This is a genomic window from Pelobacter propionicus DSM 2379, from assembly GCF_000015045.1.
Classification (GTDB): domain Bacteria; phylum Desulfobacterota; class Desulfuromonadia; order Geobacterales; family Pseudopelobacteraceae; genus Pseudopelobacter; species Pseudopelobacter propionicus.
On the sequence record NC_008609.1, the window covers coordinates 1,355,001 to 1,368,339 of the forward strand.

12 protein-coding genes and 2 rRNA genes (1 of these 14 running past the window's edge) are annotated in these 13,339 nt (G+C 59.0%); 4 read left to right on the forward strand and 10 right to left on the reverse strand.

Annotated elements, in window-relative coordinates:
* The 4 genes from PPRO_RS06370 to PPRO_RS06385 form a co-directional block, all read left to right on the forward strand.
* Positions 1 to 2,668, forward strand: a 23S ribosomal RNA gene (locus PPRO_RS06370); it begins 283 nt to the left of the window's first position.
* A gap of 138 nt (positions 2,669 to 2,806) precedes the next feature.
* Positions 2,807 to 2,923, forward strand: a 5S ribosomal RNA gene (rrf, locus tag PPRO_RS06375).
* 183 nt (positions 2,924 to 3,106) lie between these two features.
* A complete protein-coding gene (gene queC, locus PPRO_RS06380) occupies positions 3,107 to 3,787 on the forward strand; it encodes a 7-cyano-7-deazaguanine synthase QueC (RefSeq protein ID WP_011735210.1) in 681 nt (226 codons plus the stop codon).
* 102 nt (positions 3,788 to 3,889) lie between these two features.
* The gene (locus PPRO_RS06385) at positions 3,890 to 4,090 is read left to right on the forward strand and encodes a hypothetical protein (RefSeq protein WP_011735211.1); all 201 of its coding nucleotides are present in this window, start codon (positions 3,890 to 3,892) and stop codon (positions 4,088 to 4,090) included.
* Positions 4,091 to 4,172: 82 nt separating this feature from the next.
* Here PPRO_RS06385 and pta read toward each other — a convergent pair whose 3' ends face one another.
* The 10 genes from pta to PPRO_RS06435 form a co-directional block, all read right to left on the reverse strand.
* Positions 4,173 to 5,177, reverse strand: coding sequence for a phosphate acetyltransferase (gene pta, locus PPRO_RS06390; RefSeq protein ID WP_011735212.1), 1,005 nt, complete (start codon positions 5,175 to 5,177; stop codon positions 4,173 to 4,175).
* Positions 5,178 to 5,300: 123 nt separating this feature from the next.
* Positions 5,301 to 6,494, reverse strand: a complete 1,194-nt coding sequence (gene trpB, locus PPRO_RS06395; protein ID WP_011735213.1) for a tryptophan synthase subunit beta — start codon at positions 6,492 to 6,494, stop codon at positions 5,301 to 5,303.
* Entirely contained in the window at positions 6,478 to 7,107 is a 630-nt protein-coding gene (locus PPRO_RS06400) for a phosphoribosylanthranilate isomerase (RefSeq protein ID WP_011735214.1), read from the reverse strand. Before PPRO_RS06400 ends, trpB begins: the two co-directional genes overlap by 17 nt.
* A 64-nt stretch (positions 7,108 to 7,171) precedes the next feature.
* Complete coding sequence (locus PPRO_RS06405; protein WP_011735215.1) at positions 7,172 to 8,527, reverse strand: TrpB-like pyridoxal phosphate-dependent enzyme; 1,356 nt, start codon at positions 8,525 to 8,527, stop codon at positions 7,172 to 7,174.
* Positions 8,528 to 8,553: 26 nt separating this feature from the next.
* On the reverse strand, positions 8,554 to 9,870 hold the full coding sequence (locus tag PPRO_RS06410) for a homoserine dehydrogenase (protein ID WP_011735216.1): 1,317 nt from the start codon (positions 9,868 to 9,870) through the stop codon (positions 8,554 to 8,556).
* A 38-nt stretch (positions 9,871 to 9,908) separates the two neighbouring features.
* The gene (nusB, locus tag PPRO_RS06415) at positions 9,909 to 10,340 is read right to left on the reverse strand and encodes a transcription antitermination factor NusB (RefSeq protein WP_011735217.1); all 432 of its coding nucleotides are present in this window, start codon (positions 10,338 to 10,340) and stop codon (positions 9,909 to 9,911) included.
* Positions 10,340 to 10,807 carry a 6,7-dimethyl-8-ribityllumazine synthase gene (gene ribH, locus PPRO_RS06420; RefSeq protein ID WP_011735218.1) on the reverse strand — a complete coding sequence of 156 codons (468 nt, stop codon included), beginning with the start codon at positions 10,805 to 10,807 and terminating at the stop codon, positions 10,340 to 10,342. The genes nusB and ribH overlap by 1 nt, the downstream gene beginning before the upstream one ends.
* A 110-nt stretch (positions 10,808 to 10,917) precedes the next feature.
* Complete coding sequence (cbiD, locus tag PPRO_RS06425) at positions 10,918 to 12,096, reverse strand: cobalt-precorrin-5B (C(1))-methyltransferase CbiD (protein ID WP_011735219.1); 1,179 nt, start codon at positions 12,094 to 12,096, stop codon at positions 10,918 to 10,920.
* A 184-nt stretch (positions 12,097 to 12,280) separates the two neighbouring features.
* Complete coding sequence (locus PPRO_RS06430) at positions 12,281 to 12,916, reverse strand: precorrin-8X methylmutase (protein WP_011735220.1); 636 nt, start codon at positions 12,914 to 12,916, stop codon at positions 12,281 to 12,283.
* Positions 12,916 to 13,299, reverse strand: a complete 384-nt coding sequence (locus PPRO_RS06435; protein ID WP_011735221.1) for a sirohydrochlorin chelatase — start codon at positions 13,297 to 13,299, stop codon at positions 12,916 to 12,918. The genes PPRO_RS06430 and PPRO_RS06435 overlap by 1 nt, the downstream gene beginning before the upstream one ends.
* Positions 13,300 to 13,339 lie beyond the last annotated feature (40 nt).

The window sequence follows — 13,339 nt, forward strand, 5'->3', positions numbered from 1 at the left end:
CTTCGGTGATACTGGGGTTGTGGGGCCTCAACATGGGATTGATGAAGGGTAGCTGAGCGGTCTGGAAAGTCCGGCCATAGTGGGTGATAGCCCCGTAAGCGAAACTCTGATTCACCTTAGAGGAACCCCGAGTACCGCGGGACACGAGAAATCCCGTGGGAATCTGGGAGGACCATCTCCCAAGGCTAAATACTCCTCTCTGACCGATAGTGCACTAGTACCGTGAGGGAAAGGTGAAAAGTACTCCGATAAGGAGGGTGAAATAGATCCTGAAACCGTATGCCTACAAGCAGTGGGAGCACCATGTATATCAGGTGTGACCGCGTGCCTTTTGCATAATGAGTCAGCGAGTTACTCTTACTAGCGAGGTTAAGTTCATAGAACGGAGCCGAAGCGAAAGCGAGTCTTAACTGGGCGTCCAGTTAGTAGGAGTAGACCCGAAACCGGGTGATCTATCCATGTCCAGGGTGAAAGGAAGGTAACACTTCGTGGAGGCCCGAACCCACTGGCGTTGAAAAGCCAGGGGATGAGGTGTGGATAGGAGTGAAAGGCTAATCAAACTCGGAGATAGCTGGTTTTCCTCGAAATATATTTAGGTATAGCCTCGCGTATGCGTAACGGGGGTAGAGCACTGGATGGGCTAGGGGTCTCACCAGATTACCAAACCCAATCAAACTCCGAATACCGTTAACGAAGAGCGCGGGAGTCAGACGGCGGGTGATAAGATCCGTCGTCAAAAGGGAAAGAGCCCAGACCGTCAGCTAAGGTCCCCAAATTCATGCTAAGTGGAAAACGATGTGGAAATGCCCAGACAACCAGGAGGTTGGCTTAGAAGCAGCCACCCTTTAAAGAAAGCGTAATAGCTCACTGGTCGAGTGGGTCTGCGCGGAAAATGTAACGGGGCTAAGCATGGTACCGAAGCTACGGGTTGGCGTCTTAAGACGCCAGCGGTAGAGGAACATTGTGTAAGCCTGTGAAGGTCGATCGCGAGAACGGCTGGAGGTATCACAAGAGATTATGCTGACATGAGTAGCGAAAATGCGGGCGAGAAACCCGCACACCGTAAACCCAAGGTTTCCTCCGTCAAGGTAATCTGCGGAGGGTTAGTCGGTCCCTAAGGCGAGGTCGAAAGACGTAGTTGATGGGAAACAGGTTAATATTCCTGTACCACCTATTGTTGCGATGGGGGGACGGAGAAGGGTAGGCGATCCGGGCGCTGGTTGTCCCGGTTCAAGCGAGTAGGGGGGGAGAGCAGGCAAATCCACTTTCCCATTAACCTCGAGACGTGATGACGAGAGCGTATGCTCACAAAGTCGTTGATCCCATGCTTCCAAGAAAAGCCTCTAAGCTTCAGACAATAGGTGACCGTACCGTAAACCAACTCAGGTGGGTGAGGAGAAAATCCTAAGGTGATTGAGAGAACACTGGTTAAGGAACTCGGCAAAATGACACCGTAACTTCGGGATAAGGTGTGCCCTCATCAGGTGTAGCGATTTGCACGTGAAGCCGAAGGGGGTCGCAGAGAAATGGCGGTAGCGACTGTTTACTAAAAACACAGGACTCTGCTAAGTCGTAAGACGATGTATAGGGTCTGACGCCTGCCCGGTGCTGGAAGGTTAAGGGGATTTGTTAGCGCAAGCGAAGCTTTGAACCGAAGCCCCAGTAAACGGCGGCCGTAACTATAACGGTCCTAAGGTAGCGAAATTCCTTGTCGGGTAAGTTCCGACCTGCACGAATGGCGTAACGATTTCCGCGCTGTCTCAACCAGTGGCTCAGCGAAATTGAATTCTCGGTGAAGATGCCGAGTACCCGCGGTAAGACGGAAAGACCCCGTGAACCTTTACTATAGCTTGACAGTGACATTCGGAATAGCTTGTGTAGGATAGGTGGGAGACTATGAAACCGGTACGCTAGTATCGGTGGAGTCGTCCTTGAAATACCACCCTGGTTGTTTTGGATGTCTAACCTGGGCCCGTAAACCGGGTCGGGGACACTGTCTGGTGGGTAGTTTGACTGGGGCGGTCGCCTCCCAAAGAGTAACGGAGGCGCGCGAAGGTTCCCTCAGCCCGATTGGAAACCGGGCGTAGAGTGCAATGGCATAAGGGAGCTTGACTGCGAGACCAACAAGTCGAGCAGGTACGAAAGTAGGTCATAGTGATCCGGCGGTTCTGTATGGAAGGGCCGTCGCTCAACGGATAAAAGGTACTCCGGGGATAACAGGCTGATCTCCCCCAAGAGTTCACATCGACGGGGAGGTTTGGCACCTCGATGTCGGCTCATCGCATCCTGGGGCTGAAGTAGGTCCCAAGGGTTTGGCTGTTCGCCAATTAAAGCGGTACGCGAGCTGGGTTTAAAACGTCGTGAGACAGTTTGGTCCCTATCTACCGTGGGCGCAGGATACTTGAGAAGAGCTGTCCTTAGTACGAGAGGACCGGGATGGACATACCTCTGGTGTTCCAGTTGTGCCGCCAGGCGCAGTCGCTGGGTAGCCACGTATGGAAAGGATAACCGCTGAAAGCATCTAAGCGGGAAGCCTCCTTCAAGATTAGGTATCCCTGGGAGCAATCCCCTGAAGGCCCGTTGTAGACCACAACGTTGATAGGCTGGGTGTGTAAGCGCAGCAATGTGTTTAGCTTACCAGTACTAATCGGCCGTGAGGCTTGACCATAAAAATGAAATTCGGCCGGGGAAGGGCAACCTTCCCCAGGCCGATATATATCGAAGCAAGCGTGCAAACCTAAACACCACAATGCAATTGATAATGATCTGTAGAGGCAGGTTTCAAACCTGTCCCTGCGAAAGATTTCTCGGTGGCTATGCCGAGGGGGCCACACCCGTTCCCATCCCGAACACGGAAGTTAAGCCCCTCAGGGCCGATGATACTGCACGGGTAGCTGTGTGGGAAAGTAGGTCGCCGCCGGGAATAATAAAAGCAGCCCCATCACATCATGTGATGGGGCTGCTTTGCGTTTATATAACCTCGGAAAATGCCTTACTGTTGGTACCCTCCGGCGAAACTTTCAAATTCCCCGTTTGGGTTTTCTGTGTTCGTCTGCTACTATCCTCTACGGATAACTGATCAACTAATGGGAGGAGTGAACGAAACATGGAAAAGAGAGCGGTAGTCCTCTACAGCGGTGGCCTGGACTCGACAACCTGTCTGGCAATGGCGAAGGCGGACGGTTTTGCGCCCTATGCCATGAGCTTTTCCTATGGCCAGCGCCATGGCTTTGAACTTGAGGTAGCCAAGGCGAATGCCCGCCCCCTGGGGGCTGTGGAGCATCTGGTTGTGGATTTTGACCTTCGCCGCATGGGCGGCAGTGCACTGACTGACGATATCAGCGTCCCCAAGGAAGGTGTGGGGAGCGATATACCGGTGACCTATGTTCCGGCCCGCAACACCATTTTCCTCTCCTTTGCCCTTGGGTGGGCCGAGGTGCTTGGTGCTTTTGACATCTATATCGGCGTTAATTCCCTGGACTATTCGGGGTACCCGGATTGCCGTCCCGAGTTTGTCAGCGCATTCGAGGCACTGGCCAATCTGGCAACAAAGTCAGGGGTGGAAGGGCAGGGGCACTTCAGTATCCGTACGCCGCTGATCAACATGACCAAGGCCGAGATCATCAAGGCTGGCGTTGCCCTGGGGGTGGATTACTCCTGGACCCACTCCTGTTATGATCCAGAGAGTGACGGAACTTCCTGCGGACGCTGTGATTCCTGCCGGTTGCGGCTGAAGGGATTTGCCGAAGCAGGTCTTGTGGACCCGCTTACCTATTCTGGCAGATAGTCCTTGATTATGCCTTGCTGTCGGATCGTGTCTTGAACTTCCTTACTGCTGTCGTACAATAGAAATGTATTGCAGTCAACACACATCCAGAGGAGAACTGCCATGAAAGATCAGAAGAGTTGTTGTAATGCCACGGTCCATCATCAGCACATGTGCATTCTCAAGGAAAAAGGGATGACCGAGGAGATTGCCAAGTATTCCAACAATCCCACCGTGGAATGCGGTATCTGCGGGGCAAAGGCTAACTCCGCCGATTACATCTGTACGCCGGTAAAGGTCTGGGAAGAAGGTCAGCTGAGCTGACATTCGAAGAGAAACGCAGGACAAAAAAGGCGCATCCGATGAGGGATGCGCCTTTTTGCGTAGCTTAGGATATGGGGCCGTTTTAACTCTGGGCTGCCTGAACGGCGGTGATAGCGGTGACGTTGACGATATCGTCCACCGAGCAGCCGCGGGAGAGGTCGTTGACCGGCTTGGCAAGGCCCTGGATGACTGGACCGACCGCCTCGGCGCCGGCGATGCGTTCTACCAGTTTGTAACCGATGTTGCCTGCACCCAGGTCGGGGAAGACAATGACGTTGGCTTTGCCGGCAACGCTGCTGCCCGGAGCCTTCTTCTCGCCGATCTTGGGAATAAGGGCTGCGTCGGCCTGCAGTTCGCCGTCGATCTGCAGATCCGGCTTGAGCTGCTTGGCGATCTCCAGTGCCTTGGCAACCTTGTCCACGTTGGGGTGGTTGGCGCTTCCCTTGGTTGAGAAGGAGAGCAGGGCAACGCGGGCGTCCACGTCCAGAAAAGCCTTACAGTTTCCGGCAGTGGCTATGGCGATTTCGGCCAGTGCCTGTGAATCAGGGTCGGGGTTAACGGCGCAGTCGGCGAACAGGACGATGCCGTTCTCGCCGAAGCTGGGGGTCTTGGTAATCATCAGGAAGAAGGAGGAGACGGTCTTGATCCCCTTGGCAGGGCCGACGGTCTGGAAAGCTGCCTTGAGCACGTTCCCGGTTGTGCCGGTGGCGCCGGCGACTTCGCCCCCTGCGTCGCCATTGCGAACCATCATGCCTGCATAGTAGAGGTAGTCCGGTGCGGTCAGCAACTTCTTCGCGTCTTCTGCGGTCAGTCCCTTGCTCTTACGCAGTTCAACGAGATCAGCCACATATTGGTCCAGTTTGGGAGACGTGGCCGGGTCGAGCAGTTCCACTCCTGAAAGATCGATTCCTTTTGCCTTTGCCTCTGCCTGAATCTTGGCTGGATCACCCAGGACAATCGGTTTTGCCAGTCCCTCTTTAATTATTTTCTCGGCTGCGTACAGGGTGCGTTCGTCATAGCTCTCCGGCAGTACGACGGATTGCAGATTCTTTTTGGCCTTTGCCTTGATCTGGTCGACAAGATGCATGAGTTACCTCCATGTAGTTTTAAAACAGCATAAAAATGAGCGATTGTACATCGCCGGATTGAAATAACCAATATTAAAAACAGTCTGTCCCCGCTTAAGGCGGGTCCTTGCGGTCATGCCCTCTCAGGCAAAGCTGATCCCCATTGCTTCGGCAACGGTGTGGATGTCCTTGTCTCCGCGGCCAGAGAGGCAGACCACTATGCTGGCATCCTTTGGCATGGTAGGGGCAAGCTTAACCAGGTGCGCGATGGCGTGGGACGATTCCAGGGCTGGCATGATCCCTTCTTCGCGGGTCAGAAGCCGAAAGCCCTCCAGCGCCTCTTCGTCGGTGACGGAGGCGTATTCGGCCCGGCCGCAGTCCTTCAGCCAGGAGTGCTCCGGTCCCACGCCGGGGTAATCGAGGCCGGCGGAGATGGAGTGGGCAGGGCTGATCTGGCCATGCTCATCCTGCAGCAGGTAGGTCTTGTTGCCGTGCAGGATGCCGGGTGATCCGGCGCAGAGCGTGGCTGCGTGTTGGCCGCTGTCGATGCCGTAACCGGCCGCCTCGACGCCCACCAGGCGAACATCCTTGTCTTTCAGAAAGGGGTAGAACAGCCCCATGGCGTTACTCCCCCCCCCCACACAGGCCACCAGGCAGTCGGGAAGCTTTCCCTCCACCCTGCGGTGCTGTTGTTTGACCTCTTTGCCGATCACGGACTGGAAGTCGCGCACGATCATGGGGTAGGGATGTGGGCCGGCCACGGTGCCGATAACGTAGAAGGTATCCTTGATGGTGGTGACCCAGTTTCGCATGGCCTCATTCATGGCGTCCTTCAGGGTGGCTGTGCCGGCTGTGACTGGCGTGACCGTGGCTCCCAGGAGCTTCATGCGGAAAACGTTCAGGGCCTGGCGGCGAGTGTCCTCCTCCCCCATGAAGACTTCGCACTGCATGCCGAACAGTGCGGCAACCGTGGCGGTGGCCACGCCGTGCTGGCCTGCGCCCGTTTCGGCGATGACCCGCTGTTTCCCCATGCGCTTTGCCAGCAGTGCCTGTCCGATGGTGTTGTTCACCTTGTGGGCACCGGTGTGGTTCAGGTCCTCGCGCTTCAGGTAGATCCTGGCACCGCCCAGCTTCTCGGTCAACTTCTCCGCGAAATAGAGCGGGTTCGGGCGACCGACGTACTGACGCAGGTAGTATTCAAACTCCTCCCGAAACTCCCGGTCGCGGCGGTAGTGCTTGTAGGCCTGTTCCAGTTCCAGCAGGGCCGGCATGAGTGTCTCCGGAACGTACCGTCCGCCAAATTCACCGAAATGGCCTTTTTTATCGGGTAGATTCACTGCGGGTCTCCTTCGCTATTCTGATAAACTCTCTGATCTTTACAGCATCCTTTTTGCCCGGAGCGGCTTCGACTCCGCTGGACACGTCCACGCCGTAGGGGTGAACCTTGCGGATGGCGGCGGCGATGTTGTCCGCAGTCAGGCCACCCGCGAGAACAATCCGGTTCTTTGCCGCCGCGCCTGCAGCGATGTCCCAGTTGAAGGTGCGGCCGGTACCTCCATGGGCGGAGGGAGACCAGGCGTCCAGAAGGAAAGCGGAGACGCGGTACGATGTCATTGGTTCCAGGCTGGACTCGTCCCTGACCCGCAGCGCCTTGATGACGCGGCGCTTGACTCCGGCGCAGAACTGCGGGGCTTCCTCGCCGTGCAACTGGACAATATCCAGACCGCATGCGTCAGCAGTCTGGTTGATCACGGCCAGTGGCTCGTTGACGAACAGGCCGATGGTCTGGATGAAGGGGGGGAGCTGACGGATGATGCTGGCTGCCTGCTCGGGGGTGACGGAGCGGGGGGATGCTTCGCAGAAGACGAAACCGAGGGCGTCGGCGCCAGCGTCCACCGCCAGCAGGGCGTCTTCCAGGTTGGTTATACCGCAGATTTTTACTTTGATCATGTATGATAGGACCGGTGAGGCGAGACCGGGGACCCGTAAAAAAGAGACGGATCCCCGGTTCCGGTTACAGCTGTACTTTGGGCAGACGCTCCAGTGACTGTTTCACCAGCTCGCTTGAATACTCGTAATCTTCCAGGTCGCCGGAGAGGTAGGCGTCGTAGGCGCCCATGTCCAGCTGGCCGTGCCCGGACAGGCCGAACAGGATGGTGCGCTCCTTGCCCTCTTCCTTGGCCAGCACCGCCTCGTCGATGGCAGCGCGCACCGCATGGGACGACTCGGGCGCAGGCACGATCCCCTCGCAGCGGGAGAAGAGCAGTGCCCCCTCGAAGCAGGCATTCTGCTTGTAAGACTTGGCCTCGATCTGGCCGGCGTGGTAGAGCTGGGAGATCAGAGGGGACTGACCGTGGTAACGCAGACCGCCGGCATGAATGCCGGGGGGGACGAAGTCATGGCCCAGAGTATACATCATGGCGATGGGCGCCATCCTGGCGGTGTCGCCGTAGTCAAAGGCATAGACCCCCTTGGTGAGGGTCGGGCAGGACGCCGGCTCAACCGCAAGACAGCGCACCTGCTTGCCACTGGCCCGGTCGGCGATGAAGGGGAAGGCCAGGCCGGCAAAATTGGAGCCGCCGCCGCAGCAGGCGATGACCACGTCCGGGTAGTCACCGGCAATCTTCATCTGCTCCCTGGCCTCCTGGCCGATCACGGTCTGGTGCAGGCAGACATGGTTGAGCACGCTACCCAGGGCGTAGTTGGTGTCGGCATGGTTGGCCGCATCCTCCACCGCCTCGGAGATGGCGATGCCCAGGCTGCCGCTGCAGTCCGGATCGTGGGCCAGGATCGAGCGCCCGGCATTGGTTAATTCGGAAGGGGAGGGGATCACCGTTGCCCCCCACAGCTGCATCATGCTCTTGCGGTACGGTTTCTGGCTGCAGGATACCTTGACCATGTAGATGGTGCACTCCAGGCCGAACATGGAGCAGGCCAGGGCCAGTGACGTGCCCCACTGTCCGGCCCCGGTCTCCGTGGCCAGGCGGCGGATGCCGGCCTGCTTGTTGTACCAGGCCTGGGGGATTGCCGAGTTGGGCTTGTGGGAACCGGCCGGCGAGACCCCCTCGTGCTTGTAGTAGATCTTGGCCGGTGTCCCCAGCGCCTTTTCCAGGCGGTGGGCACGGAACAGCGGTGACGGCCGCCAGAGTCTGTATATGTCACGCACCTCGTCCGGGATGTCGATCCAGCGCTGGGGGGACATCTCCTGTTCGATCAAGGACATGGGGAAGATCGACAGCATGTCCTCCGGAACGATAGGCTTCAATGTCTGGGGGTTGATGACCGGCGCCAGCGGGCCTGGCATATCGGGGATGATGTTGTACCACTGGCGGGGAATCTGATCTTCGTTGAGTAGAATTTTTGTGTTCACTTAAGTCGCTCCAGGATTATTTCATATTATTCCAGATTGTCCTCGATCCTGATAAAACTGGTCTTTTCGCAGACGAAGTCGAGTCGGTCGATCTCCTCCAGGGCTGCTTGTACGGAGCCTTCAACCGCCTCATGGGTCATGATCACGATCGGAACCGGTGCGTTGTCGTTCGCCTCATGGGCGGTCTGCACCATGGATGAAATGCTGATGCCGTGCTTGCCCAGGGCGCCGGTGATGGTCCCCAGGACGCCGGGAATGTCGCGGGTGCTGAAACGGAGCATGTATTTGCTGACAATATCGGCCATGGGCTTGACCGGAAGGTCCCTGACCTGCTCGTCCATGAGCCCCAGCGGTGCCATCCTGCGGCCGGCACCGGCGAGCATGCTGCGGGAGAGCCCGATCAGGTCGCCGACGATGGCGCTGGCGGTGGGGTCCTGGCCGGCGCCGCGTCCGTAAAACATCACCGCGCCGACGAAGTCTCCGGTCAGGCGGATGGCGTTGAAGACGCCGTTCACATCGGCCATGGGGTTGTGCAGTGGGATCATGGTGGGGTGGACACGGGCCTCGACCTTGCCGTCGGACAGCTTGCCGATGGCAAGCAGCTTGATGCGATAGCCGAAGTCGCGGGCGAATTTCACATCCAGGCCGCTGATCCTGGAGATCCCTTCGGTGTGGATGGCGTTGAAATCGATGCGTGTCCCGAAGCAGAGCGAGACCAGGATGGCCAGCTTGTGGGCGGTGTCGACCCCTTCGATGTCGAAGGTGGGGTCGGGCTCGGCGTAGCCCAGCTCCTGGGCAGCCGTGAGCATGTCGGCGAAGTCGGCTCCCTCCTGGGTCATGCGGGTCAGGATGTAGTTGCAGGTGCCGTTCATGATGCCGAACACGCTGCCGAAGTTGTTGGCGGCCATGTTGCCCTTGATGGCGGTAAGCACCGGGATGCCCCCCCCAACGGCCGCCTCGAACTGCACCTCCACGTTCTTCCTGGCAGCGGCGGCGAAAATATCCTGGCCATGCAGGGCCAGAAGAGCCTTGTTGGCGGTGACGATGTGCTTTCCTTTTTCGATTGCCCTAAGGACGAAGCTCTTGGCCGGCTCGTAGCCGCCGACCAGTTCGATAACCACGGAAATTTCCGGGTCGTCGAAGATGTCGTTGACATCGGTGGTCATGCAGGACGGATCCACGGCAACGCCGCGATCGGTGGTGATATCCCGGTCGGCGATGCGCTTGAGGACAATTCCAGCGCCCACCTTGCCGCGAATGACCTCCGCATTGTTTGTGAGCAGTTTGACCACTCCGGCGCCAATGTTTCCGAAACCTATCAAGCCAACTTTGATGTCATTCATTGAAAGCCTCGATTCTCAGACATTAATTTAGTTTCGCGTTACTGCTCCCTGTCGGGTTCCTCCGCCTTTGCGCAGGAAGGTATCTCGTCCAGGATGCCGTTGACGAAGGCGGGCGAATCCTTGTCGCCGAACCTGCGGGCGATCTCGATCGCCTCGTTGATGCTGACCTTCTTGGGGATGTCCCCGCGGAACATCAGCTCATAGGTTGCCAGGCGCATGATGTTCAGGTCCACCTTCGGCATCCTGCTTAACGACCAGTTCTTGGAGCGCGCCTTGATGGCCGCGTCGATGGCCGGGCGATGCTCCAGGACCCCCTGCACCAGTTCTTCGGCGAACAGGCGCAGACGGTCGGAAACCGGTTGCTCCTCACGGAACATCTGCAGCATCTCCCGCGGGCCCACGGATGCGTTGGAATCAAGGGCGTAGAGCATCTGCAGCGCCAGTTCGCGCGACTCCCTTCGCAGTCCCATTAGTTGATGCTCCTCAGCAGGTTGACGGTCTCGATGACGGTGACCGCCGCCTCGAATCCCTTGTTTCCGGCCTTGGTGCCGGCCCGTTCAACGGCCTGCTCGATGGAATCGGTGGTCAGTACGCCAAAGGAGATCGGAACACCGCTCTCCAGGGATACGGCCGCCACCCCCTTGGTCACTTCCGACGAAACATAGTCGAAGTGGGGCGTGGAGCCGCGGATGACGGCGCCCAGGGCGATGATAGCGTCATAGGCTCCGCTGGCAGCCATCTTTTTCGCCGCCAGCGGGATCTCGAATGCACCCGGGACACGGGCTATATGGATCTCCTGCTCGTCGGCGCCATGGCGGACCAGCGCGTCAACGGCCCCCTCCAGCAGGCGTTCGGTTATGAAACTGTTGAAACGACTGACAACGATGCCGATCTTCTGGCCCTTGGCGTCGAGTTTTCCCTCAAAATAGCGCGGCATGGTAACCTCCCTCACGTAACCTAAAGAGCTCCGGATACTAGCATACCTTTTGGGCGATGTGATAGGAAAAATAGCCCGAAGGGTCCTCAAACCGAGGAGATGCCGGGGGGCTAAGCGTTGTTTTCCGCGGGGAGCGAATGGAAGACGATCCGGCCGCCATAGTCGGCAACCACGAAGAGCGGATGCGCACCGGTGGCGTGGCCCTGGCTTGCCTGGAGCGCCTTCCGGGCGGTAAGGGTCAGGAGAGCGGGGTCGAAGCCGGTGGAGACGGCAATCTCGCGGGCCGTGTTGGCGCTGGCGATGGTCTCGACCACTCGGGAAGGAAGCTCCGCCTCCACTGCCCATGCGCGCAGCCGCGCCAGGTCCATGTCCGAGGCGGCGGCGTGGGTGTTCTCGTAGCCGCAGGCGATCTTGACCAGCTTGGCATACTGGCAGGCGATCACCGGCTGGTGGAACCCGCGCTCCCGGGCCGAGCGCAGGGCATGGGCCACGTGGTCGCCCATCATGACAAACGCTTCCTCCGGAAGCGGTTCAAGGTACATGGTTCCCGGTTCCCGGTCTGCGTTCCCGGATTCCTGGTCCCCGAAGTCGAACCTTGCACCTCGAACCTTGAGCCACTCCTGTGCAGCCAGTTCACTGGTGCGGCCGGTGGAGAAGACGACCGTTGCGCAGCCACAGGCCCGGGCCACATCCAGGGCGGTATCGATGGTATCGGTCCAGGCCTTGGCGGAGATGGGGCGGACGATGCCGGTGGTGCCGAGGATGGAGAGGCCGCCCAGGATCCCCAGGCGGGCGTTGAGGGTTTTCTGCGCCCGCAGTTCACCATCCGGGATGGATATCTGGACCAGGACCCGCCGGTCCGCGAAAACCTCTCCCACCGCCTCCTGGATCATCCGCCGGGGAACGGGGTTTATGGCCCACTCCCCCGGGGCTACCGCCAGTCCCGGTTTTGTGGCCCTGCCGATACCGGTTCCTCCCGTGATTTCGACCATGTCTCCCTGCGCTAATGGGAGGGGCGGGGGGACTGTCACCCGGGCATGCAGCTCGGCCCCGTTGGTTATGTCCGGATCATCGCCCGCGTCCTTGACCACGAAGCAGGAGGCGCTGCTGGAGCTGAACTCCTGGCCTTCCAGCCTGAATGTGGCGGATATGCCGGTCGGGAGCCGCAGGGTAACCTGGTCACAAAGGCACTGGTCACGCAGCATGAGCGCCGCGCCTTTGGCTGCGGCGGCTGCGCAGGTGCCGGTGGTAAAGCCGGCCCTCAGTTGTGTCGAAGATTCTCTTTTCATGGGGAGTGTGCCTTCAGGGTGAGTGCGAAAACAGCGTACTCACAGAAAGGCACAAAGGCATCCGGAAAACCGCTGAAAACCAATTCTTACGGCCGTGCGGTTACTCTTCGTGCGCTTCGTGCCTTTGGGTGAGATGCGAACGCTCTTTCCGGGTGTGTCAATTTTCCCGAGCAACGCTAGTGCGTCAGCATTGCCCGGCCAGGATCGCCAGGGCGTTCACCACAGCCGCGGCGACGTTGGAGCCTCCTTTGCGCCCAATGTTGGTGATGAAAGGGATCGCCTGGCCACTTGCCGCCAGGGCGTTCTTGCTCTCCTCGGCACCCACGAAGCCGACCGGAAGCCCGATGATCAGCGCCGGTTTGGCCGTGCCCTCGTCGGTCAGGCGCAGCAGTTCGAACAGTGCCGTGGGGGCGTTGCCGATGACGAAGATGCGGTTCACGGGGTCGCCCACCGCCTTGCGCATGGCCGCGATGGAGCGGGTGATCCCCTCCTGTTTGGCTATTTCGATGACGTCGGGATCGGCCACGTGGCAGTTGACCCTGGTGCCGAAGCGCGCCAGGCGGACCTTGCTGATGCCGGAAAGGGCCATGTTTGTGTCGGTGACGATGCCATAGCCGCTCTTGAGCGCCGCCACGGCCTGTTCCACGGCCCCCTGGGAAAAGACCATGCTCCTCACGTATTCAAAATCCGCGCTGGTATGTACTGCCCGGCGCACGACCTGCCATTCTGCCGGGGGCCAGTCGTGCCGGCCGGCCTCGGCGTCGATGATGCGGAAGGACTCCGCCTCGATCTCTTCCGGTTTCATCGCCAGGGAATCCATCAGCGCCACCCCAGTCTGTCCAGCGCCTCGCCGATGCGTTCGTTTTCGATCTCGGCCAGCTTGGGGTGCGCACCCAGGTGGCCGCCCATTTCCATGACCAGGCCGGGGTGGCGTTTCTTGGCCTCCTCGATCTCCTCGGGCAGGTCGTGCTGCACATGGGCGCCCATGAACAGGAAGTAGGGCATGAGCAGGATGCGTTCAGCCCCCCTGGCAACGCAGGTGTCGATTCCCTGCTGGATGCTGGGCTCGTGCATTTCGCGGAAGGAAACCTCGACGATATCGAAACCGGACATCTCCTGGACCATCTTCGCCACCTGGCGGGCGGCGTCATTTGCCTCGGCGATGCGGCTGCCGTGGGCCATCATCAGTATTGCGGTTTTCATGTGACCTCGCTTGTCTTGTCGTTCATTTAGGTCCGGGAGC